This window comes from Hydrogenophaga sp. OTU3427, from assembly GCF_038440225.1.
In the GTDB taxonomy this organism is placed as follows: Bacteria; Pseudomonadota; Gammaproteobacteria; order Burkholderiales; family Burkholderiaceae_C; genus Hydrogenophaga.
Map to the genome: position 1 here is coordinate 79763 of NZ_JASATI010000010.1, position 22608 is coordinate 102370.

Genomic DNA, 22608 nt, shown 5'->3' on the forward strand with positions numbered 1-22608 from the left:
GGACTCAGCGGCTGCCCAGGGCCGCCCGCCGTTCGTCCTTGGGCAGCCGCGCGAGCGCGCGCACCGCATCATAAAACCGGGTGAAGTCGCGGCCCTCGCGTTCGAACAGCGCCTCGAAACCGGGCACCAGCTCGTCGTAGGCGGCCTGGGCGGCGAACAAGGCGTTGTTGGCCTGGCTGGCCCAGGGGTCGTAACCGGGAAAGCCGTTCCACTGCGCCTTCAGCGCGTCGTAGCGCTGGCGGAAATCGGCCATGGCCCGCTGCTTGGCGGCCAGGCGCTCGGCTCGGGTGGCCAACGCGTAGGCCGTCTGCAGCCGCTCGCGTGTGGCGCGCGCCAGCGCACGGAACTGCTGGCGGCGTTCGTCGAACCGCGCGTACTCGGCCCGCGCCGCCTCGCTGGCCGTGGCCTGCCAGCGCGCGCCGCCCAGGCGCTCCACCGCGGTGGCAAAGGATTCGTTGAACACCGTGTCGTCGCGCACGTACACCACCTGATGCGCCAGCTCGTGGAACAGCAGGCGCGCGAGTTCGCCCTCGGGGTAACCCAGAAAGGTGTTGAGCAGCGGGTCGCCCCCCATCCAGTTGGTCCAGCCCAGGGTGGAATAGGCCGGCACCGGGTAGACGCCCACCTCCACGTCTGGCTCGGCGTGGCGCACCTGCTCGGCAAAGGCACGTGCCTGCGCTTCATCGAAGTAGCCCCGGTAGCCGACACAGCCCAGAGCCAGGAAACACCACTGCTTGAGCTTGAGTTCGTCGTCGGGCGCGGCTACCACGTTCCACACCGCCGCGCGGCGCTGCAGGTCGGCGTAACGGGTGTAGCTGTTGTTGTCGGGCAGGCCCAGCTCGGTCACGGCAAAACGCCGCAACTGCTGTGCCTGGCGCAGCTTGGCGCGCAAGGCCTCGCTGGTGCGGCCGTCCGCCACCCAGTCGTCCACCGGCCGCGCCGCGCCCACCATCCGCAGGTGGCCACTGACCGATTGCCAGTAGTAGCTGGGGTCGGTGGTGGTGCTGCAGCCGCCGAGCAGCAGCACACACAGCACCAACCCACAAGCTCGCATCCGGCTATCCATTCCAAGAACACCCCACCTGCGCCGCATGAGATGGCCAGGCCGGGGGCACCGCCGGGCCGGCTCTGCCGGACGGCTGGTGCCGCCTCCTGGGGGGTGACGCGAAGCGGCGCGGGGGGGTCATGCCGATTCCACCTGCACATGGCAGTCGTAGAAAGTGGGCGCGCGGCCGATGTCGGTCAGGCGCTGGCTGGTGAGCTGGTTGACGTTGGTGCCGCGCTGGCCGAACTTGCGCCACCAGATACCCAGGCCATTGACCACCCCGGGTCGCGCGCGTTCGCTCACCCGCGCCACGCAGTGGTAGTCGCCGCGCTCGTTGAACACCCGCAGGTTGGCGCCATCGAGGATGCCACGCGGGGCGGCATCGGTCGGGTGGATCTCCAGCACCGGCTCGCGCTCGATGTCGCGCAGGCTTTTCACATTGACGAAGCTGGAGTTGAGGAAGTTGCGCGCCGGCGGCGAGATCATGGCCAGCGGGTAATCGGGGTGCGCGCCGCCCGGTTCGTTGTTGGGCAGGTGGTCGGGCAAGCCGTCCTGGCCCAGGGCGCGCAGGCCGCTGCTGTCAAAGGTGCACTTGCCCGTGTTGGTGGGAAAACCGCCGTGGGCAAACGGCGCCTCGGGCACCGGCAGCGAGACGAAACCTTGCGCGAGCAGGGTCTGGAAATCGACCTCGCGGCCAAAGGCCTGGCGGCACATCGCCTCGTCGCTGTCGTGGAAACAGGCGTCGGCAAACCCCAGGCGCTGGGCCAGGTCGCGGAAGATCTGGCTGTTGGGCCGTGCCTCGCCGACGGGCGCGATGGCCGGACGGTTGAGCAGCACGTCGGTGTGGCCGTAGCTGCTGTGGATGTCCCAGTGCTCCAGCTGTGTGGTCGCTGGCAGCAGGTAGTCGGCGTAATCGGCGGTGTCGGTCTGGAAGTGTTCGATCACCACGGTGAACAGGTCCTCGCGCGCGAAACCCGCCACCACCTTGCCGGACTCGGGCGCCACGGCCACCGGGTTGCTGTTGTAGACCACCAGGGCCTCGATGCGGGGGCCGAAGTCGCGCGAGGCCGGACGAAGCAGGTCGTCGCCGATGGTCGACATGTTGATCGTGCGTGGACGCCGCCCCGCCAGCAGATCGGGCCGCTGCAGCGCCGCGCGCTGGATGGGGAACTGGCTGGAGCTGCTCAGCAGCAGGCCGCCGGCCCGGTGGCGCCAGGCGCCCACCAGCGCGGGCAGGCAGGCCACGGCGCGCACGGCGTTGCCACCGCCGCGCACGCGCTGCATGCCGTAGTTCAGGCGGATCGCCACCGGCTCGCCCCGGGCAGCGGTCTCGCCGTAGTCGCGCGCCAGCTGGCGGATCTGCGCCACCGGCACGCCACACACCTCGGCGGCGCGTTCGGGCGGCCACAGCAAGGCGCGTTCGCGCAGCGCGTCCCAGCCCTCGGTGTGCTGGGCGATGTAGTCCTTGTCCAGCCAGCCGTGGGCGATCAGCTCGTGCATCAGCGCCAGCGCCAGCGCGGCGTCGGTGCCGGGCCGCAGGGCGATGTGTTCGTGGCACTTCTCGGCCGTCTCGCTTTTGCGGGGGTCGATGCAGACCAGTCTGGCGCCGCGCCGCTTGGCTTCCTGCGCCAGGCGCCAGAAGTGCAGGTTGCTGCCGATCGAGTTGCTGCCCCAGATCAGGATCAGCCGACTCTCTGAGAAAAACTCGACCTTCATGCCGACCTTGCCGCCGTAGGTGTGCGTCAGCGCCTCGGCGCCGGCGCTGGCGCAGATGGTGCGGTCCAGCAGCGAGGCGCCCAGGCGGTGAAAGAACCGCGCCGCCATGCCGTCGCCCTGCACCAGGCCCATGGTGCCGGCATAGCTGTAGGGCAGGATGGCCTCGGGGTGTTTGCTGGCAATGATCTGCAGCCGGGTGGCGATGGCATTGAGCGCCTCGTCCCAGCCCACGCGCTGGAAGCGCCCGCTGCCCTTGGGGCCGACCCGTTTCATGGGGTGCAGCAGGCGCTCGGGGTGGTAGGTCCGCTCGGGATACTTGGACACCTTGGCGCACAACACCCCGTCGGTCGGCCGGTGCTGCGGGTTGCCGGCCACCCGGATGGCCACGCCGTTCTGCACCGTGGTGAGCAGGGCGCAGGTGTCGGGGCAGTCGTGTGGGCAGGCGCCACGCACCGTCACCGGCGCGGACTCGTGAAGCGGGCTTGAACTCATGCCCCGGATTGTGCCGAATCGACCCCCGCCTGTGCAGTGGCATGGGCAGAGACCACGATGCGGCCACGGCCCGACGCTGCTAGGATGTTTGTTTACGCCTCAAACACTTTCGCCCGCCATGAAACTCATCGACAGCATCGTGACCCAGGCCGCCGGCATCGCCGCCGTGCGACGCGACATCCACGCCCACCCCGAACTGTGTTTCCAGGAAGTGCGCACCGCCGACGTGGTGGCCAGCAAGCTGACCGAATGGGGCATCCCCATCCACCGGGGCATGGGCACCACCGGCGTGGTGGGCATCGTGCACGGGCGCGATGGCGGTGCCAGCGGCCGCGCCGTGGGCCTGCGCGCCGACATGGACGCGCTGCCCATGCAGGAGTTCAACACCTTTGCCCACGCCAGCCAGCACGCCGGCAAGATGCACGCCTGCGGCCATGATGGCCACACGGCCATGCTGCTGGCCGCGGCGCAACACTTCGCCAAGCACCGCGACTTCGACGGCACCGTCTACCTGATCTTCCAGCCGGCCGAGGAAGGCGGCGGCGGCGCGCGCGAGATGATCAAGGACGGCCTGTTCGAGAAATTCCCCATGCAGGCCGTGTTCGGCATGCACAACTGGCCCGGCGCGCCGGTGGGCACGCTGGCGGTGAGCCCCGGCCCGGTGATGGCGTCGAGCAACGAGTTCAAGATCACCATCCGCGGCAAGGGCAGCCACGCGGCCCTGCCCCACAACGGCATCGACCCGGTGCCGGTGGCCTGCCAGATGGTGCAGGCCTTCCAGACCATCATCAGCCGCAACAAGAAGCCGGTGGACGCGGGCGTGATCTCGGTCACCATGATCCACGCTGGCGAGGCCACCAACGTGGTGCCCGATTCCTGCGAGCTGCAGGGCACGGTGCGCACCTTCACGCTGGAGGTGCTGGACCTGATCGAGAAACGCATGGAAGAGATCGCCCGCCACACCTGCGCGGCCTTCGACGCCAGCTGCGAATTCGAATTCGTGCGCAACTACCCGCCCACCGTCAACAGCGCGGCCGAGGCCGACTTCGCCCGCGAGGTGATGGCCAGCGTGGTCGGCGAAACGAATGTGCTGGTGCAGGAGCCCACCATGGGCGCCGAGGACTTCGCCTACATGCTGCAGGCCAAGCCCGGCGCCTATGTGTTCATCTCCAATGGCGACGGGGCCCACCGCGAGATGGGCCACGGCGGCGGCCCCTGCACCCTGCACAACCCCAGCTACGACTTCAACGACGACCTGATCCCGCTGGGCGCCACCTACTGGGTGCAGCTGGCCACGAAATGGCTGGCCCAGCCCACCCAGGCGTGAACGCACACAAGGACTTGCGATGATCGATGTGAACGCGGCCTTCTCGGCCCGCTACGCGCAGGCGCGCGTGAAGTTTCTCGAGGGCGCGGCCACGGCCGGCATGGCCATCCGGTCTTATGAGCACCCGCTCAAGGGCCGTGACGGCGAGACCCTGGCCATGGACGTGGCGCTGGACGGCCCGGCCGATGCGCAAAGCCTGCTCATCGTCAGCAGCGCCTGTCACGGTGTGGAAGGCTATTGCGGCTCGGGCGTGCAGGTGTTTGCCACCCACGACGCCGAATGGCGGGCCAAGGCGCGCGACGCAGGCGTGGCCGTGCTCTACATCCACGCGCTCAACCCCCACGGCTTCTCGCATGTGCGCCGGGTCACGAATGAAAACGTGGACCTGAACCGCAACTTCCAGGACTTCTCACAGCCCTTGCCGGTCAACCCGGCCTATGCCGAGATCCACCAGTTGCTGCTGCCGGCGCAGTGGCCGCCCACGGCCGAGAACGAAGCCGCCATCGCGGCCTACATCGCCCAGAACGGCCTGGCCAAGTTCCAGGCCGCCGTCTCACAGGGCCAGCACCAGTTTGCCGACGGCCTGTTCTTCGGCGGCACCGCGCCCACGTGGAGCAACACCACCCTGCGCGAGGTGCTGCGCCGCTACGGCCGCCAGGCCCGCCGCATTGCCTGGATCGACCTGCACACCGGCCTGGGGCCCAATGGCCTGGGCGAGCGCATCTTCGCCTGCAGGGACGATCAGGCCGCGTTCGAACGGGCCAAGGCCTGGTGGGACCCCCAGGGCGACACACGCATCACCTCCATCTACGACGGCTCGTCGACCTCGGCCTTCCTGACCGGTCTGATGTGGATCTCGATCTACGAAGAATGCCCGCAGGCCGAATACACCGGCATCGCCATGGAATACGGCACCCTGCCCTTCAACGAGGTGAGCCAGGCGCTGCGCGCCGACCACTGGCAACATCTGCACCCCGAGGCGCCGGCCGATCTGCGCCAGGCCATCAAGCAGCAGCTGATGGACGCCTTCTACACCGACACCGACGCCTGGCGCGGACAGATCATCAGCCAGGCGCGGCAGGCGATGTTCCAGGCGGTGGATGGGTTGTCGGGCTGACACGCTCCGGCGCCGGGCCGCCCCAAGCCGGATCAGCCCCCTCGGGGGGCAGCGACCCGCGCGGCGGCGGAGCGTGGGGGTCAGCCGAAACGGCGAGAGGCGATTTCGAGCAGCCCGTCGAAAATCAGGCTCTCGACCAGCTCGCACTGCACCGACATGCTGGGGGCCATCTTCCAGCCTGCGCCGCCGGTCATGAAGACCACCGGCGCCTCGCCGGTGTGGCGGGCTAGGTTTTCCACCATGCGCTGCACCGCGCCGGCGATGGCGAAGGTGCCGCCGCTGGTGAGGGCATCGCTGGTGTTGGTGGGAAAGTCGCGCACCTCGCCGGTGGGCACGTGCAGGCCGGCGGTGCCCGACTCCAGCGCCCGCAACATGATGCCGTGCCCCGGCAGGATGATGCCGCCCAGGAAACGGCCACTGGCGTCGATGGCTTCGACCGTCACCGCCGTGCCCACCATCACCACCACACAGGGAGCGTGGCGGCCGCTGGCGCGCAGGTGCCGCAGGGCGCCGATCATGGCGACCCAGCGGTCCGAGCCCAGGCGCGCCGGGTGGTCGTAGCCGTTGACCAGCCCGGCCTCGGCGACGCCCGACACCACCCACTGCGGCGTGGTGTCCCACAGCTCCAGTTGCTCCTCGACACGGCGCTTGACCGCATCGCCCGCCACCACGCAGCCCAGCACGCGGCGGGGCACCGGCAGCGCGGCCCAGTCGCCCTCGGCCAGCGTCTCGATGTTCTCCAGGAACTGCGCACCCTGCGCCAGCAGGCGCGCGCCCGCCTGGGGATGTTCGTACATCGCCCACTTCAGGCGGGTGTTGCCCACGTCCAAAGCCAGAAAAGTCATGGACGCATTATGACCAAGGGGTGACTGGGGTTTTCCCCGCCCGGCTCAGCTGGACAGTTTGGGCCGGGGGATGGGGCACCGCTGTTCATAGGCACGTGCGGCGCGCAAGACCCGGGCATCGCCAAACATCGGGCCGACGAACTGCAGGCCCACGGGCAGGCCATCGCGCGTGAGACCACACGGCACGGTGCAGGCCGGCTGCTGGGTCAGGTTGAAAGGGTAGGAAAACGGCGTCCAGCCCAGCATGGCCTCGGGGGTCATGGGGGTGTGCCCGGCCGGCCGGGCATCGAAGGCCGGCACCGCCACCGTGGGGGTCACCAGCAGGTCGAAGCGCGTCATGAACTGGCGCATCTGGGAACCCAGGGCGCCGCGGCGCTGGTTCAGCTGCTGCACCTGCAGCGCGCTGTAGCGGGCCCCGATTTCGGCTTCGGCTCGGAAGTCGGGGTCGGTCAACGCTTGCTGCTCGGCGTTCAGCGTGTTCCACACCGTCCAGGCACCCAGGAACCACAGGCCGGTGGTGATGTCCAGCGGGTCGTCAAAACCGGGGTCCACCTGCTCGACCACCGCACCCAGGTCGGCCAGCTGCAACACCGCGGCGGCCACCGCGGCGGCCACCTCGGGGTGCACGTTCCTGGCGTAGCCCAGCGTGGGCGAATACGCGATGCGCCAGCCCCGAATGCCGTCGTCCAGGCCCTGCAGGTAGTCTGCCGGGTCGGGCGGCAGCGATGTCCAGTCGCGCGCATCGGGCTCCTTGAGCACGTTCATCATCAGCGCCGCATCGCGCACGTCCATGGTGTGGGGCCCCAGGTGGGCCACGCTGCCGAAGGGCGACAGCGGGTAGGCCGGCACGCGGCCAAAGCTGGGCTTCAATCCAAAGTTGCCACAAAAGGCCGCCGGGATGCGCACGCTGCCGGCGCCGTCGGTGCCCACGCTCAGCGGCCCCATGCCGGCGGCCACGGCGGCGGCCGTGCCGCCCGAGGAGCCGCCCGGTGTCTTGGCCGGGTTCCAGGGGTTGCGGGTGATGCCGGTCAGCGGCGAGTTGGTCTCGCCCTTGCAGCCAAATTCAGGCGTGGTGGTCTTGCCCAGCAACACCGCGCCGGCCTCGCGCAGCCGGGCGGTGGCGGGCGCGTCCACGTCCCACGCCTGCTTCGGGTCCACGGTGTGGCTGCCGCGCAGGGTGGGCCAGCCGCGCGTGAGGATCAGGTCCTTGATGGAGGTCGGCACACCATCGAGCGGACCACAGGGTGCACCCTGTTGCCAACGCGCTTCGCTGGCGCGCGCGCTGGCCAGGGCGGCCTCGTGCGCCACATGGCAGAAGGCGCGCAGCGCGGGGTTGTGGCGGTCGATGCGGGCCAGCACGGCCTGGGTGGCCTGGACCGGCGAGGCCTGGCCGCTGCGGTACAGATCAAGCAGCTGCGAGGCGCTGCAGTCGGCCAGGTCGGTGGGTGTGCTCATGGAGGGCCTCAGGGGGTGTTTCAGGGGGTGCGGCGGGTGGTGGCGGGGAGTTTTTTCCAGGGCAGGTCGGCGGGGTCGGCGGCCATGGGGCCGGCGGCCTTGGCCACGATCACGCGCGAGGCGATGGGCGTGAAATCGGCGCGGAAGTGGTTGGAGCTTTTCACCACGATGAGCTTCATGGCCTCGGGCGTGATGCCCACCAGGCGCAGCAGCTCGCGGTCCAGCAGCTGCATCTTGCCGCTGACCACGGCCACGAGGATGCCGTCGATGTCCAGGCAGGCGCTGGCGCCCAGCTCCACCGTGAGGCCGGTCATCATGACGCCCTTGAGCACACAGTGGCCGTCGCTGACCGCACGCACGGTGAAGCGGCCCACCACCGGCGCATCGCTGGCCTGGCCGGTGTAGGTGGGCACGGCACGGCCGAGCGACAGATCGATCTGCGCGCCCACCCCGGCGACCACCGCGGCCTGCGCGGCCTCGGGATCGAACAGCAGGCCCAGGGCCACGCGGCCGGGGAAACGCTGGCCCGCGTGTTGCTGCAGCAGGGCGTGCAGCATGCCGGTGGTGTTGCTGTCGCCACCGGCGCCGGGGTTGTCCTGGGTGTCGGCCAGCACCACGGGCTTGTCGCTGCGGGCGGCCAGGTCCAGCGCGGCTTCCACCGCCTCGCGCGCGTCCAGCCAGTCGGGCCGCCATTGCGTGGGCTCTGCCACACGGGCGTAGAGCAGCTCGCCGGCCAGCTGGGCCTGCTCGCCATAGCCCCAGACCACGGCGCCACATTCGGCGAAGTCGGCGGCCGGGAAGCCCATGCAGAAGCTCAGCATGGCGCCGTGGTCGCCATCGAGCGCGCGCAGGTAGGCGTAGAGCGTCTGGGCCGGCTCCATCCAGGTGCTCTGGGCGTTGAGCGGGATCAGAAAGGGCAGGCGGCGCCAGAACAGCGCCTCGCGCCGGCCCAGGGCCAGGCGACGTTGCAACAGCTCGGCCGCCAGGGCGCCGGTGTCGGCCATGTCCACATGGGGGTAGGTGCGGTAGGCCACCAGCGCGTCGGCTTCGTGCAGCATGCGCTCGGTGACGTTGGCGTGCAGGTCCAGGCTGGCGACGATGGGCAGGTCCGGCCCCACCAGGGCACGGATGCGGGCCAGCAGCTCGCCCTCGCTGTCGTCGGCGTGTTCGGCCACGGCCGCGCCGTGCAGGTCGAGGTAAACCGCGTCCAGTCCCTGCGCCAGTGCCGCTCGCACGTCGTCGAGGATGGCGGCGCTGATGCGCTCGAAGGCGTCCTGCGTGACGTAGGACGAGGGCGTGGCGCCGGCCCAGGCCGAGGGCAGCAAGGTCCAGCCGTTGCGGCGTGCGGCCTGGATGAAGCCGCCGACGGGAATGTTGGCCCCGGCCAGCTGCTCGACCATGGCCTGGCCACGCACGAAGGCGGGAAAGGTTTCACCGGCCTCGAAGGCGGCCCAGTCGGCCAGGCTGGGGGCGAAGGTGTTGGTCTCGTGCTGGTAGCCGGCGATCAGGATGCGGGTCAAGGTGTGTCTCCGTGGGCCACGGCAGCGGGTGCGAAGTTGTGGCCGGGCGCGGCCTCGAACAGGCGCCGTGTGTAGTCTTGTTGGGGGTGAGCGTACAGCTCGGCCGTGCGCCCCTCTTCGACGATGTGGCCCTGGTGCATGACGATCACGCGGTCGCACAGCTGGGCGGCCACGCGCAGGTCGTGGGTGATGAAGAGCAGGCCCAGGCCCAGCTCGGCCTGTATCTCGCGCAGCAGCGCCATGATCTGCGCCTGCACGCTCACATCGAGCGCGCTGACCGCCTCGTCGGCCACCAGCACCTGGGGCTTGCAGGCCAGTGCACGGGCAATGGCCAGGCGCTGGCGCTGCCCGCCCGAAAACTGGCTGGGGTAGCGCAACAGCCCCTCGCGCGGCAAGCGCACCTGGTCCATCAGTTGCGCGGCCAGGGCCTCGGCCTCGGCACGTGGCGTGCCGAAGTTGAGCGCCCCTTCGATCAGGGCCTCGCCGATGCGCAGCCGCGGGTTGAGCGAGCGGTTGGGGTCCTGGAACACCACCTGCACGCGGCTGCGCAGCGGACGCAGCCGGCCTTCGGGCAGGCGCGCGACCTCGGCATCGCCCCAGAACATGTGGCCCTCGGTGGGCTCGATCAGGCGCATCAGGCAACGCGCCAGCGTGGACTTGCCGGAGCCCGATTCGCCGACGATGCCCACCGTCTCGCCGGCCCGCACGGCCACGCTGGCGGCGTCGAGCGCGCGGGTCAAGCGGGCACGGCCCAGCCAGTCGTGGGCGGTGTAGGTCTTGCTCACGCCCTCACCGCGCAGCAGCGCCGGGCCGGTGGGTTCGGGCCGCGCCGGCGGCGGCGTGATGGCCGGCACGGCCGCCAGCAGCATGCGGGTGTAGTCGGCCTGCGGACGCAGCAGCACGTCGTCGCGGGTGCCCCGCTCCACCGCGCGGCCCTGGTGCATGACCAGCACCTCGTCGGCGATGTCGGCCACCACGCCCATGTCGTGGGTGATGAACAGCACCGCGCTGCCCTGCTCCTGCTGCAACTGCTGGATCAGGCGCAGGATCTCGCGCTGTGTGGTCACATCGAGTGCGGTGGTCGGCTCGTCGCAGATCAGCAGCGCGGGCTTGAGGATCACCGCCATGGCGATGACGATGCGCTGGCGCTGGCCGCCGCTGAGCTGGTGCGGGTAGCTGCGCGCCATGCGTTCCGGGTCGGGCAGCTTGACGCGGGTCAGCATGTCCAGCACGGCCTGGCGGCGCTTGGCCGCCGGCCAGTCGGTGTGGGTGCGCAGCAGTTCGTCGATCTGGTCGCCGCAGTTCATCACCGGGTTGAGCGCGGTCATGGGTTCCTGGAACACCATGCCCATGGTCTGGCCGCGCAACTGGCGCAGGCGAGCGGACGTGGCCGCCCGCAGGTCCTCGCCCTTGAGCGCGATGCGCCCGCCGGCCACGCGCAGCTCGCGTGGCAGCAGGCCCATGGCGGCGGTGGACATGACCGACTTGCCGGAACCCGATTCGCCGACCACACACAGGGTGCGGCCGGGCGCGATGGACAGGCTGACACCGTCCACGGCGTGGGCGCGGTCGGCCCCGGGCGGCAGCGCCACCTGCAGGCCTTCGATCTGGAGCACGGGTGCTGGGGTCATGGGGTCACACCCGCTTGGCGAACTTGGGGTCGAGCACATCGCGCAGCCCGTCGCCCAGCAGGTTGATGGCCAGCACCGTGGGCACCAGGAACAGCGCCGGGAACAGGACGTTGCCCGGGTACTGGCTGAACTGCACGCGGCCCTCGGCCATGATGTTGCCCCAGGTCGGCACGTCGGCCGGCAGGCCCAGACCCAGGAAACTCAGGATGGCCTCGGTCAGCACCGCGCTGGCGGCGATGAAGGTGCCCTGCACGATCAGCGGCGCCAGGGCGTTGGGCAGGATGTGCCGCCACAGGATGGTGGGCGTGGGCGTGGCCAGGGCGCGGGCCGCCTCCACAAAGGGCTCCTCGCGCAGCGTGAGCACCAGCGAGCGGACCAGGCGCGTGACGCGCGGGATCTCGGGCACGGCGATCGCCACCACCACCGTCCACAGCTGGGCGCCCAGCGCCGCCACCAGGGCGATGGCCAGCAGGATGGCGGGGATGGCCATCATGCCGTCCATGAAGCGCATCAGCACCGCATCGACCGCACGGAAGTAGCCCGCCAGCATGCCCAGCAAGGCACCGACGACGATGGCCACGCTGGCGGTGAACAGGCCCACCAGCAGCGACACCCGGGTGCCGTACAGCACGCGGCTGTAGATGTCGCGCCCGGCGTTGTCGCTGCCCATCCAGAAGGTGTGGGGCACGACCTCGCCGCTGGGCAGGGCGAACTCGCCACGGACACCCGAGGCGGTGTTGATGTGGCCGAAGTCCATGGCCGAAGGCTCGACCGTGCCCAGCCAGGGCGCGGCGGCCGCGACGAACAGCAGCAGGCCCAGCACCACGGTGCCGAAGCGGATGGCGTTGTTGCGCCAGAGTTTTTGAAGGACACCCATGTCAGTACCGAATGCGGGGGTCTAGGACGAGATAGCTCAGATCCACGAGCAGGTTGATCAGCACGTACAACACGCTGAACACCAGCACCAGGCCCTGGATGACGGGGAAGTCGCGGTTGAGCACCGCATCCACCGTGAGCGAGCCCAGGCCGGGGATGGCGTAGACGGTTTCGGTCACCACCACACCGCCGATCAGCAGCGCCACGCCGATGCCGACCACGGTGACAATGGGCACGGCCGCGTTGGCCAGCGCGTGGCGCAGCAGCACGGCGGACTCGCCCACCCCCTTGGCGCGCGCGGTGCGGATGTAGTCCTCGGTCAGCGCCTCCGACACGCTGGCCCGCGTGACCCGCGCGATCAGCGCCACGTAGATGGTGCACAGCGTGATCCAGGGCAAGACCAGTTGCTGCGCCCAGGCCCAGGCACCTTCGGACGACGGCCCGAACAGCCGCCGGTAGCCCTGCACCGGCAGCCAGTTGAGCTGGATGGCGAACACGTAGATGAGGATGTAGCCGACCACAAACACCGGCACCGAAAAACCCAGCACCGAAAAGCCTGACAACAGCCGGTCCAGCCAGCCCCCCATGCGCCACGCCGCCAGCGTGCCCAGCGGCACCGCCACCAGCACCGCCAGCACGATGGTGCCCAGGGCCAGCGACAGCGTGGGTTCAACACGCTGCAGGATCAGTTCGGTGACCGGTTTGCTCAGGTAGTACGAATACCCAAGATCACCCTGCAACACGCCGCCGAACCACAGGCCAAACTGCGCCAGCAGCGAACGTTTGAGGCCCAGCTGCTCGCGGATGCGCTCGATGTCGTCGTTGGTGGCGCTGTTGCCAGCGATCACCGCCGCCGGGTCGCCCGGGGTCAGCCGCAGGATGAGGAACACCACCACGGCCACCACCAGCAACACGGGGATGATGGCGAGCAGTCGCTTCAGAAGAAATCTCAGCACGCGCCCTCCCTGGCGTCATGTATCGAAAGCGAGGTCTGTCGGGTGGACACCGCCGGGCCGGCTCTGCCGGACGGCTGGTGTCGCCCCCTTGAGGGGGGATGCGGCCACGCGCAGCGGGCAAGCAACGGGGTTGGTCTCAGTTCTTCTTGATGTTCCAGTACACCTGCGCCCCCGCCGGCACCAGCCCCGAGATGTTGTCGCGCAGGGCCGCCGGGTTGTTGTACTGGCCCAGGTGCACATGCGACGCGGTCTCGATGGCGCGCAGTTGCAGCTGCTCGGCCAGTTTCTTCTTCTCGGCGTCGGTCGTGGCCTGCGAGAACTTGACCTTGAGCTCCTCGATCTGCTTGTCGTCCTGCCAGCCGAACCAGCCCTTGTCACCGGCCGCGTTCATCATGGCCATGGTCAGCGGGTTCTGGATGTCACCGGCGGTCCAGGCGGTCATGAAGGCGTTCCAGCCGCCGGCGGCAGGGGCGTCCTTCTTGGCGCGGCGCGCCACCAGGGTGGCCCAGTCCATCTGCTGCATGTCGACCTTGAAGCCGGCGGCTTCGAGCTGCTGCTTGGCCACCAGCGGCAGCTTGGCGATGGAGGCCAGGTCGGTCGGGCGCATCAGCAGCACGGGCTCGCCCTTGTAGCCGGCGTCCTTGAGCATCTGCGCGGCCTTCTTGGGGTCGGCGCTGCCGGTGTAGTAGCCGGTGTTGTCGCTGGCGTAGGGCGTGCCACAGGGGAACATGCTCTTGCAGAACTTGTACATGCCCGGGGTGCCCACCTGCGCCTTGAGGTGTTCGGCCTGGCCCAGCGCCACCATGGCGGCCTGGCGGATCTTCACGTTGTCGAACGGCGGCTGGGTGTGGTTAAAACGGAAGATGTACTGCAGGCCGGCCGGCTGCGCGTCGACGATCTGCACGCCCTTGGTGGACTTGAGCGAGGCGTACTGTTCGAAGGTGGGCTGTTCGATGATGTCGACCTCGCCCGCCACCAGTGCGTTGAACTGGGTCTGCGGGTCGCGGATGATGACCCACTCGACCCGGTCCAGGTAGACCGGCTTGCCGCCGGCGGTGCCACTGGGCGCCTCGCTGCGCGACTGGTACTTGTCGTTCTTGACGTAGACCAGCTTCTCGCCCGGCTTGTATTCGGCCTGCACGAACTTGTAGGGGCCGGATCCGATGTTGTCCTTGATCTGCTCGCTGCCGGGCGTGGCGGCGATGCGCGCGGGCATGATGAAAGGCACGTTGCTGGACGGCTTGCCCAGCGCTTCGAGCATCACACCAAAGGGCTGCTTGAGCTTGATGACAAAGGTCTTGGCATCGGGCGTGGCGTAGTCGGTCACGGTCTTGGCGAGCACCCCGCCGAAGCTGTCGCGGCTGGCCCAGCGCTTGATGGACGCCACCACGTCGGCGCTGGTGACCGGCGCGCCATCGTGGAACTCCAGGCCGTCGCGCAGAGTGAAGGTCCAGGTCAGGTTGTCCTTGCTGACGTTCCACTTGTCCACCATCTGCGGCTTGACCGCGCCGCTGGCGTCGGTGCCGAACAGCGTGTCGTAGATCATGTAGCCGTGGTTGCGGGTGACGAAGGCGGTGGACCAGATCGGGTCCAGGATGGTCACGTTGGCATGGGGCACGACCCGCAGGGTCTTGGCCTGGGCGTGCGCCGCCAGCGGCGACAGCAGACCAGCGGACAGGGCCATCGACAAGGCAGCATGTGCCGACAGGGACACCAGGGAACGACGCTTCATGGACACTCCAGTCAGAATGTGGATGGGTTGAAACTTGAAACTTCAAACATCAGCGGTCACAGCCGCAATATAGCGCCAACATGACAATGCCTGATCCCGACTTAACCCTGATGCATGCCGACGCGTTGTCGCAGGCGATACACCACAAGCGGGTGTCGTGCCGCGAGGTGATGGTGGCCACGCTGGCACGCATCGAACGCGTCAACCCGCGCTTCAACGCCATCGTCAGCCTGCGCGACAGCGACGCGCTGCTGGCCGAGGCCGACGCCTGCGACGCCGAGCTGGCGCGGGGCCACAGCCGGGGCTGGATGCATGGCATGCCGCAGGCGATCAAGGACCTGGCCAACACCGCCGGCCTGCCCAACACCCAGGGCTCGCCGCTGCTGCGCCGGTTCGTGCCGGCCGAAGACGGCCTGATGGCGGCGCGCATGAAAGCGGCCGGCTGCATCGTCATCGGCAAGACCAACACGCCCGAGTTCGGCCTGGGCTCGCACACCTTCAACGAAGTCTTTGGCGCGACACGCAACGCTTTCAACCCCAGCAAGTCTGCTGGCGGCAGCAGCGGCGGTGCGGCGGTGGCCCTGGCCCAGCACCTGCTGCCGGTGGCCGACGGCTCGGACTTCATGGGCAGCCTGCGCAACCCGGCCGGCTGGAACCATGTCTTCGGCCTGCGCCCCTCACAAGGCCGTGTGCCCATGTGGCCGGCCAACGATGTGTGGCTGGCCCAGCTCGGCACCGAAGGCCCCATGGGCCGCAGCGTGCGCGACGTGGCCATGCTCTTGTCCATCCAGGCCGGCCACGACCCACGCTCACCGTTGAGCATCGCCCAGGACGGCCACGCCTTTGCCGCGCCGCTGGACAGCGACCCCAAGGGCCAGCGCATCGGCTGGCTGGGCGACCTGAACGGCCACCTGCCCATGGAGGCCGGTGTGCTGGAGGTCTGCGAACAGGCGCTGCGCCGCTGCGCCGACATGGGCTGTGTGGTGGAGCCCACGGCCCTGGGCATGGATCCGTCGGCGGTGTGGGACTGCTGGCTGGTCTGGCGCCAGGCCCTGGTGGGGCCACGCATCGCGCCGCACCTGGTCAACCCGAAGAACCGCGCCCACGTCAAACCCGAGGCGCTGTGGGAACATGACCAGGCGCAACAGCTGACGGGCCCCCAGTTCAACCGCGCCAGTGCCCAGCGCACGCGGCTGCACCAGCAGATGCGTGCCTTGTTCGAGCGCTTCGATGTGTTGGCGCTGCCGGTGGCCCAGGTCTGGCCCTTCGACGTCGAGCAGCGCTGGCCCGACACGGTCGCGGGCCGCCCCATGGACACCTACCACCGCTGGATGGAGGTGGTGATCTACGCCACCCTGGCCGGGCTGCCGGCCATCAGCGTGCCGGCCGGCTTCGGTGCCCAGGGCCTGCCCATGGGCCTGCAGCTGATCGGCAAGCCGCAGGGCGATTTCGCCCTGCTGCAGCTGGCCCACGCCTACGAACAGGCGGCGGCCGAGCTGCTGGCCATCAGGCCGCCCGAGAACGCGTGAGGTCCAGCGCGGCCAGCGCCATGATCTGGGCCGAGTCGACCAGCTCCTGGATGCCCACGTACTCGTCGGGCTGGTGGGCCAGGTCGAGGATGCCGGGGCCGTAGGCGATGCAGTCGCGCAGCTGGCCGGTGCGCACGATGTGTTTCTGGTCGTAGGTGCCGGGGCTGGCGATGAAGCTGGGCTCGCGCCCCAGCACGCGGGCGATGGCCTTGGCCGTGGCCAGCACCACCGGCGCGTCCTGCGGCGTGGCGGTGGGCACAAAGGCCATGATGTCGCGCACGCCGTAGTCGAAGCCCGGGCGCGTGCGCTTGAGTTCGTCCAGCATGTCGACGATTTCCTGCTTCACGGCGTCGAGGTTTTCCTCGGCGATGAAGCGGCGGTCGAGCACGGCGCGGCAGCTGTGCGCCACCACCGGCGCGGGCAGGTCGCCGACGGGTTCGCCGCGGGCGTTGAGGGCGTAGTGCTGCTCCACCTGGCCGCCGTGGATGGCGTTGATGTTGAGCGTGCTCACGCGCGCACCCGGCGGCTCCACCGGCACGGCGGTGTGGCGCTGCTTCAGGCGCGGCTGCAGCTGGATTTCGAGCAGGTGGATGAAAGCGGCCATGTGGTGGATGGCGCTGTCGCCCAGGAAGGGCATGGAGCCGTGGGCGATGCGGCCCTTGGTTTCGACCTCACCCCACCAGACGCCGCGGTGGCCCAGGCAGATGCGGTCCACGCCCAGGGGCTCGGGGATGATGACATGGTGCACGCGGGGGCGGCTGAAATAGCCCTTGCCGGCCAGAAAACCCACCCCACCGAAGCCGCCCGATTCCTCGTCCACCGTGCCGCTGATCTCGAGCGCGCCGCGCAGGGGCAGGCCGGATTGCAGCAGCGCCTCGCAGGCGATGACGCTGGAGGCCAGGCCGCCTTTCATGTCGCAGGTGCCGCGCCCGTAGACCTTGCCGTCACGCACCTCGCCGCCAAAGGGGTCGGTGGTCCAGCCGCTGCCGGCCTCGACGACGTCGACGTGGCTGTTGAAGTGCACACATTCGCCCGGCTGGCCGCTGTCGTAACGCGCGACGACATTGATGCGCGGGTGCGCGTCGCTGTCGCCGGGCGCGCCGTGTGCACGGATGTACTCGACCTGGAAGCCGCTTTTTTGCAGCCGCTCACCCAGGAAGCGGGCACAGGCCTCGTAGTGGTCCCCCGGCGGGTTGGTGGTGGGGATGCGGACCAGGTCCTGGGTCAGCGCGGTGACGTCGTCGCGCTGGGCGGCGATCCGTTGCAGGAGGGCGTCGGTGTTCATGGCTGCAGTTTAGGGGGAGTGGTGGGGTTGCGCTGGGCCGGTTGCGATCGGCCATTGTTGGTGGGATCGGTGCGGCGAGGTGCCCTGCGCCGCGACTGTCCCCCGCCGGCTGCGCCGGCTCCTCCTTTATGTCGCCCTGCAGGGCACCCCGCCACACCGATCTGCAGATATGTCCGCACGCGAACGCAGGCGCGCCATCGCCCGGGCGGAAAGCACCGGGTGGCCCACGCAGTGAGGTAAAGAAGGAGGAGCGCGAAGCGCTCCGGGTGACACGAACGGAGTGGGCCACCAGGTGATTTCCGCCAGCGAGTGCCAACCAACCAACCAACAAACAAACAGACAGACAGACACTTCAGTTCTGCCGCCAAGGCAAGCCATGCAGCCGCCACCCGCCGCGCCGCCCCCGGTGGGCATCCGCATCCGGATCGCCCTCGAAACCTTCGAGGATGTTGTAGGCCTCCAGCCCCAGTTCGGTGGCCCGCTTGGCCGCCGCGATCGAACGCACGCCGCTGCGGCACAACAGCACGGCCTTCTTGCCGGCGGGCACGGCGGCGCGCAGCCCTTCGTCAAAGCCAGCGTTCATGGCCATGCCCGGCCACTGTTTCCAGGCCAGCGCCACGGCGCCGGGCACAAAACCCACCCACTCGCGCTCGGCGTCGGTGCGCACGTCCACCAGCACCGCCTCGCCCGACTGCACCCACTGCCAGGCCAGCTGCGGCGACACATCGCCCGCGTAGCCGCCGGCTGCGCGCGGCTGCATCAGCTCCGCGCCATCGGCGTCGTGGCGGATGCCGGAGGTCAGATTGGCCGGCACCGCTTCGTCGATGCGCTTGGGCTTGGGCAGGTTCAGCGCCCGCATGATGGCCACAAATTCGGCTTGCGACTTACCGGCCACACGGGCGTTGTGCGCCTTTTCGTGGCCGATGGTGGAGCGCTTGTGGCCCTTGTAGTCGTGCCCAGGCCACACCACCGTGGCGTCGGGCAGGGCGAACAAGACCTCGGTCAGGCTGTGGTACAGGTCCTCGGCGCTGCCCGACTGGAAATCGGTGCGCCCGCAGCCGTTGATCAGCAGGGTGTCGCCCGTGAACACATGGTGTTCGTCGCCCAAGGACCACACATAGCTCATGCTGCCCGCCGTGTGGCCGGGCGTGTGCAGGGCGCGGATCTTCTGCCCGCCGAAGGCCAGCTCGTTGCCATCGCGCAACTGCACCGCCGCGGTGGTGATGCCACAACCCGCGGGGGCCGCCGTCTTGGCGCCCGCAAGTTCGGCCAGCTGGCCGGCGCTGGTGATGTGATCGGCGTGGGCATGGGTTTCCACCGTCCAGGCCAGTTGCAGGCCGTGGTCCTTGAGACAGGCGAGATCGCGCTCGATCTGCTCGTCCACCGGATCGATGATGAGGGCCTGGCGGGTGGCGGGATCGAACAGCACATAGGTGTAGGTGCTCGAAGCGGGATCGAAAAGTTGGATGGGCTTCATGGGAATCCTGACACGAAACGGACAAATCGGTGGCCATTCTCGCCCACCGGGGACAGGGATTTCCGGGGTGACACCGGCCGCGCACTGCAGTACCATTGCGAGTTGACGTTTACGTAAACGTCAATCAGACCCTCCCCACGGCCGCCTTTTCCTCCAGACCGCCATGACCGACCTGTCCGCCGAATTCAAAGCCCTGGCCAACTACCGCCCCACCCACAAGGTGCGTTTTGTCACCGCCGCCAGCCTGTTCGACGGCCACGACGCGGCCATCAACATCATGCGCCGCATCCTGCAGAGCATGGGCGCCGAGGTCATCCACCTCGGCCACAACCGCAGCGTGGACGACGTAGTGACCGCTGCCCTGCAGGAAGACGCGCAGGGCATCGCCATCAGCTCCTACCAGGGCGGGCACGTGGAGTACTTCAAGTACATGGTGGACCTGCTCAAGGCGCGCGGCGGCGCCCACATCCAGGTGTTCGGCGGCGGCGGCGGCGTCATCGTGCCGCCCGAGATCCGCGAACTGCAGGCCTATGGCGTGACGCGCATCTACAGCCCCGAGGACGGCCAGCGCATGGGCCTGGCCGGCATGATCGGCGAGATGGTGATGCGCTGCGACCAGGACCTGGCGCCCTACGCACCCACGTCGGTGCAGGCCATCCAGGGCCACGGTGAAATGAACTGGCGCGCCCTGGCGCAACTGATCACGGTGCTGGAAAACGGCAAGGCCGATGGCGCGCTGGTGGACCAGCTGCGCGACGCCGCGAAGAACACCCGCGTGCCCGTGCTGGGCATCACCGGCACCGGCGGCGCCGGCAAATCCTCGCTCACCGACGAGCTGATCCGCCGTTTCCGCCTGGACCAGAACGACAGCCTGCGCGTGGCCGTGATCTCCATCGACCCCTCGCGCCGCAAGAGCGGCGGCGCGCTGCTGGGCGACCGCATCCGCATGAACGCCATAGGACCGTGGGCCCCCACGCTTGCCGCTGCGCGTGCGGCGCTGCCCCCCGAGGGGACGTCCGCCGGCTTGGGGCGGCCCGGCGCCGGCGGTGGCGACAGCGGCCAGCGCGTGTTCATGCGCAGCCTGGCCACGCGCGACTTCGGTAGCGAGATCAGCGCCGCCCTGCCCGACGTGGTGGCGGCATGCAAGGTGGCGGGTTTCGACCTGATCGTGGTCGAGACCTCGGGCATCGGCCAGGGCGACGCGGCCATCGTGCCGCACGTGGACGTGCCCATGTACGTGATGACGCCCGAGTTCGGCGCCGCCAGCCAGCTCGAGAAGATCGACATGCTGGACTTCGCCGAGTTCGTGGCCATCAACAAGTTCGACCGCAAGGGCGCGCTGGACGCGCTGCGCGACGTGAGCAAGCAGGTGCAGCGCAACAAGGAGGCCTGGACCACGCCGACCGAGTTGATGCCGGTGTTCGGCACCATGGCCGCGCGCTTCAACGACGACGGCGTGACCGCGCTCTACCAGGCCATCAAGGGCCGGCTCGCGACGCTGGGCCTGACGCTCACCGAGGGCGCCCTGCCGCGCGTGGACGTGCGCCACAGCACCAACCAGACGCCGGTGGTGCCGGGCGCACGCATCCGCTACCTGGCCGAGATCAGCGACACGGTGCGCGGCTACAAGAAGCGCGCCCGCGCCCAGGCCCGCCTGGCGCGCGAGATCCAGCAGCTCACCGAAGCGGCGCGCATGCTGGCCGTCGACAAGCCGGAGCGCTCCAAGGCCGCCGAGGCCGCCATCGACCTGGCGCAGACCCGCGAACTGCACCTGGACGCCGACGCGCGCAAGCTGCTCAAGCAGTGGCCTGAAATGGTGCAGGCCTACGCCGGCGACGAGTACGTGGTGAAGATCCGCGACAAGGAAATCCGCACCGCGCTGACCACCAAGTCCTTGAGCGGCACCACCATCCGCAAGGTCAGCCTGCCGCAGTACGAGGACCACGGCGAGATCCTCAAGTGGCTGATGCTGGACAACGTGCCGGGCAGCTACCCCTACACCGCCGGCACCTTCGCCTTCAAGCGCGAGGGCGAGGACCCGACCCGCATGTTCGCCGGTGAAGGCGACCCTTTCCGCACCAACCGCCGCTTCAAGCTGGTGAGCGAAGGTATGCCGGCCAAGCGCCTGTCCACCGCCTTCGACTCGGTCACGCTCTACGGCAACGACCCCGACCTGCGCCCGGACATCTACGGCAAGATCGGCAACTCGGGGGTGTCCATCGCCACGCTGGACGACATGAAGGTGCTGTACGACGGCTTCGACCTGTGCAACCCCACCACCTCGGTGTCCATGACCATCAACGGTCCGGCGCCCACCATCCTGGCGATGTTCATGAACACCGCCATCGACCAGAACATCGCCAAGTTCAAGGCCGACAACGGCCGCGAGCCCACCGACACCGAGATCGCCAAGATCCGCGAGTGGGCCCAGGCCAACGTGCGCGGCACGGTGCAGGCCGACATCCTCAAGGAAGACCAGGGCCAGAACACCTGCATCTTCAGCACCGAATTCAGCCTCAAGGTGATGGGCGACATCGCCGAGTACTTCGTGCACCACAACGTGCGCAACTTCTACTCGGTGTCCATCAGCGGCTACCACATCGCCGAAGCCGGGGCCAACCCCATCAGCCAGCTCGCGTTCACCCTCTCCAACGGCTTCACCTTTGTGGAGGCCTACCTGGCGCGGGGCATGCACATCGACGACTTCGCGCCCAACCTGAGTTTCTTCTTCAGCAACGGCATGGACCCGGAGTACACCGTGATGGGCCGCGTGGCGCGCCGCATCTGGGCCGTGGCCATGAAGGAGAAGTACGGCGCCAACGAACGCAGCCAGAAGCTGAAATACCACATCCAGACCAGCGGCCGCAGCCTGCACGCGCAGGAGATCCAGTTCAACGACATCCGCACCACGCTGCAGGCGCTGATCGCCATCTACGACAACTGCAACAGCCTGCACACCAACGCCTTCGACGAGGCCATCACCACGCCGACCGAGGACAGCGTGCGCCGCGCCATGGCCATCCAGCTCATCATCAACCGCGAGTGGGGCCTGGCCAAGAACGAGAACCCCAGCCAGGGCGCCTTCATCATCGAGGAGCTGACCGAGCTGGTGGAGGAAGCGGTGCTGGCCGAGTTCGAGCGCATCGCCGAGCGTGGCGGTGTGCTGGGTGCCATGGAGACCGGCTACCAGCGCGGCAAGATCCAGGACGAGAGCATGCATTACGAGATGCTCAAGCACACCGGCGAGCTGCCCATCATCGGCGTCAACACCTTCCGCAACCCACACGGTGACACCACGCCCGAGACACTGGAACTGGCGCGCAGCACGGAGGAGGAAAAGCAGAGCCAGTTGCAGCGTCTGGCCGACTTCCACGCCCGCCATGCGGCGCAAGCGCCGGCCATGCTCAAACGCCTGCAGCAGGCCGTGATCGAGAACCAGAATGTGTTCAACGTGCTGATGGACGCGGTGCGGGTGTGCAGCCTGGGGCAGATCACCAACGCGCTGTTTGAGGTCGGCGGCCAGTACCGCAGAAACATGTAAATCAAAATTTCTGCGGTCCCCGAGGCGGTGGTGGTTATCATTTTGTAACCATCCACCGCTTTTG

The 22608-nt window shown here is 68.8% G+C and carries 15 protein-coding genes and 1 pseudogene; 4 read left to right on the forward strand and 12 right to left on the reverse strand.

Annotation, left to right across the window (positions count from 1 at the left end):
* Positions 1-4 precede the first annotated feature (4 nt).
* The gene (locus AAHB17_RS08485; RefSeq protein WP_342130107.1) at positions 5-1054 is read right to left on the reverse strand and encodes an aminopeptidase; all 1050 of its coding nucleotides are present in this window, start codon (positions 1052-1054) and stop codon (positions 5-7) included.
* A gap of 129 nt (positions 1055-1183) precedes the next feature.
* Complete coding sequence (locus AAHB17_RS08490; protein ID WP_342130108.1) at positions 1184-3253, reverse strand: molybdopterin-containing oxidoreductase family protein; 2070 nt, start codon at positions 3251-3253, stop codon at positions 1184-1186.
* A gap of 118 nt (positions 3254-3371) precedes the next feature.
* On the opposite strand from AAHB17_RS08490, the gene AAHB17_RS08495 reads away from it, so the two are divergent.
* Positions 3372-4580: a M20 aminoacylase family protein gene (locus AAHB17_RS08495; RefSeq protein WP_342130109.1), complete on the forward strand. Its 1209-nt coding sequence runs from the start codon at positions 3372-3374 to the stop codon at positions 4578-4580.
* 19 nt (positions 4581-4599) lie between these two features.
* Entirely contained in the window at positions 4600-5697 is a 1098-nt protein-coding gene (locus AAHB17_RS08500) for a M14 family metallopeptidase (RefSeq protein WP_342130110.1), read from the forward strand.
* An 80-nt stretch (positions 5698-5777) separates the two neighbouring features.
* Here the strand turns inward: AAHB17_RS08500 and AAHB17_RS08505 are convergent, their stop codons facing one another.
* The 7 genes from AAHB17_RS08505 to AAHB17_RS08535 form a co-directional block, all read right to left on the reverse strand.
* Positions 5778-6542, reverse strand: a complete 765-nt coding sequence (locus tag AAHB17_RS08505) for a type III pantothenate kinase (protein ID WP_342130111.1) — start codon at positions 6540-6542, stop codon at positions 5778-5780.
* Positions 6543-6587: 45 nt separating this feature from the next.
* Complete coding sequence (locus tag AAHB17_RS08510; protein WP_342130112.1) at positions 6588-7997, reverse strand: amidase; 1410 nt, start codon at positions 7995-7997, stop codon at positions 6588-6590.
* A gap of 20 nt (positions 7998-8017) precedes the next feature.
* Positions 8018-9517: a M81 family metallopeptidase gene (locus tag AAHB17_RS08515; protein ID WP_342130113.1), complete on the reverse strand. Its 1500-nt coding sequence runs from the start codon at positions 9515-9517 to the stop codon at positions 8018-8020.
* Positions 9514-11148 carry an ABC transporter ATP-binding protein gene (locus tag AAHB17_RS08520; RefSeq protein ID WP_342130114.1) on the reverse strand — a complete coding sequence of 545 codons (1635 nt, stop codon included), beginning with the start codon at positions 11146-11148 and terminating at the stop codon, positions 9514-9516. Before AAHB17_RS08520 ends, AAHB17_RS08515 begins: the two co-directional genes overlap by 4 nt.
* A gap of 4 nt (positions 11149-11152) precedes the next feature.
* Positions 11153-12025, reverse strand: a complete 873-nt coding sequence (locus AAHB17_RS08525; protein ID WP_342130115.1) for an ABC transporter permease — start codon at positions 12023-12025, stop codon at positions 11153-11155.
* Between the two features lies 1 nt (position 12026).
* Positions 12027-12980 (reverse strand): ABC transporter permease, encoded by a 954-nt coding sequence (locus AAHB17_RS08530; protein WP_342130116.1) that lies wholly within the window; start codon positions 12978-12980, stop codon positions 12027-12029.
* Between the two features lie 136 nt (positions 12981-13116).
* Positions 13117-14712 carry an ABC transporter substrate-binding protein gene (locus AAHB17_RS08535; protein WP_342130117.1) on the reverse strand — a complete coding sequence of 532 codons (1596 nt, stop codon included), beginning with the start codon at positions 14710-14712 and terminating at the stop codon, positions 13117-13119.
* A gap of 86 nt (positions 14713-14798) precedes the next feature.
* Between AAHB17_RS08535 and AAHB17_RS08540 the strand changes: the two genes are divergently transcribed.
* Complete coding sequence (locus tag AAHB17_RS08540; protein WP_342130144.1) at positions 14799-16241, forward strand: amidase; 1443 nt, start codon at positions 14799-14801, stop codon at positions 16239-16241.
* Here the strand turns inward: AAHB17_RS08540 and AAHB17_RS08545 are convergent.
* From AAHB17_RS08545 to AAHB17_RS08555, 3 genes and pseudogenes are all read right to left on the reverse strand, one after another.
* Positions 16219-17526 (reverse strand): acetylornithine deacetylase/succinyl-diaminopimelate desuccinylase family protein, encoded by a 1308-nt coding sequence (locus AAHB17_RS08545; protein WP_342130118.1) that lies wholly within the window; start codon positions 17524-17526, stop codon positions 16219-16221. The genes AAHB17_RS08540 and AAHB17_RS08545 overlap by 23 nt on opposite strands.
* Positions 17527-17878: 352 nt before the next feature.
* Positions 17879-18286, reverse strand: coding sequence for a rhodanese-like domain-containing protein (locus AAHB17_RS08550; RefSeq protein ID WP_342130145.1), 408 nt, complete (start codon positions 18284-18286; stop codon positions 17879-17881).
* Between the two features lie 24 nt (positions 18287-18310).
* Positions 18311-19003 (reverse strand): annotated as a pseudogene (locus AAHB17_RS08555) (MBL fold metallo-hydrolase); the annotation flags it as partial.
* A 163-nt stretch (positions 19004-19166) separates the two neighbouring features.
* Here AAHB17_RS08555 and icmF point away from each other — a divergent pair.
* Entirely contained in the window at positions 19167-22544 is a 3378-nt protein-coding gene (icmF, locus tag AAHB17_RS08560) for a fused isobutyryl-CoA mutase/GTPase IcmF (RefSeq protein WP_342130119.1), read from the forward strand.
* The last annotated feature ends 64 nt before the right edge of the window (positions 22545-22608 follow it).

What these genes read in the sequence shown, in the direction of transcription:
- AAHB17_RS08485 (WP_342130107.1), bottom strand. Translation starts at nt 1,054, where the DNA reads ATGCGAGCTTGTGGGTTGGTGCTGTGTGTGCTGCTGCTCGGCGGCTGC.
- AAHB17_RS08490 (WP_342130108.1), bottom strand. Translation starts at nt 3,253, where the DNA reads ATGAGTTCAAGCCCGCTTCACGAGTCCGCGCCGGTGACGGTGCGTGGC.
- AAHB17_RS08495 (WP_342130109.1), top strand. Translation starts at nt 3,372, where the DNA reads ATGAAACTCATCGACAGCATCGTGACCCAGGCCGCCGGCATCGCCGCC.
- AAHB17_RS08500 (WP_342130110.1), top strand. Translation starts at nt 4,600, where the DNA reads ATGATCGATGTGAACGCGGCCTTCTCGGCCCGCTACGCGCAGGCGCGC.
- AAHB17_RS08505 (WP_342130111.1), bottom strand. Translation starts at nt 6,542, where the DNA reads ATGACTTTTCTGGCTTTGGACGTGGGCAACACCCGCCTGAAGTGGGCG.
- AAHB17_RS08510 (WP_342130112.1), bottom strand. Translation starts at nt 7,997, where the DNA reads ATGAGCACACCCACCGACCTGGCCGACTGCAGCGCCTCGCAGCTGCTT.
- AAHB17_RS08520 (WP_342130114.1), bottom strand. Translation starts at nt 11,148, where the DNA reads ATGACCCCAGCACCCGTGCTCCAGATCGAAGGCCTGCAGGTGGCGCTG.
- AAHB17_RS08525 (WP_342130115.1), bottom strand. Translation starts at nt 12,025, where the DNA reads ATGGGTGTCCTTCAAAAACTCTGGCGCAACAACGCCATCCGCTTCGGC.
- AAHB17_RS08535 (WP_342130117.1), bottom strand. Translation starts at nt 14,712, where the DNA reads ATGAAGCGTCGTTCCCTGGTGTCCCTGTCGGCACATGCTGCCTTGTCG.
- AAHB17_RS08540 (WP_342130144.1), top strand. Translation starts at nt 14,799, where the DNA reads ATGCCTGATCCCGACTTAACCCTGATGCATGCCGACGCGTTGTCGCAG.
- AAHB17_RS08545 (WP_342130118.1), bottom strand. Translation starts at nt 17,526, where the DNA reads ATGAACACCGACGCCCTCCTGCAACGGATCGCCGCCCAGCGCGACGAC.
- AAHB17_RS08550 (WP_342130145.1), bottom strand. Translation starts at nt 18,286, where the DNA reads ATGCAGCCGCGCGCAGCCGGCGGCTACGCGGGCGATGTGTCGCCGCAG.
- icmF (WP_342130119.1), top strand. Translation starts at nt 19,167, where the DNA reads ATGACCGACCTGTCCGCCGAATTCAAAGCCCTGGCCAACTACCGCCCC.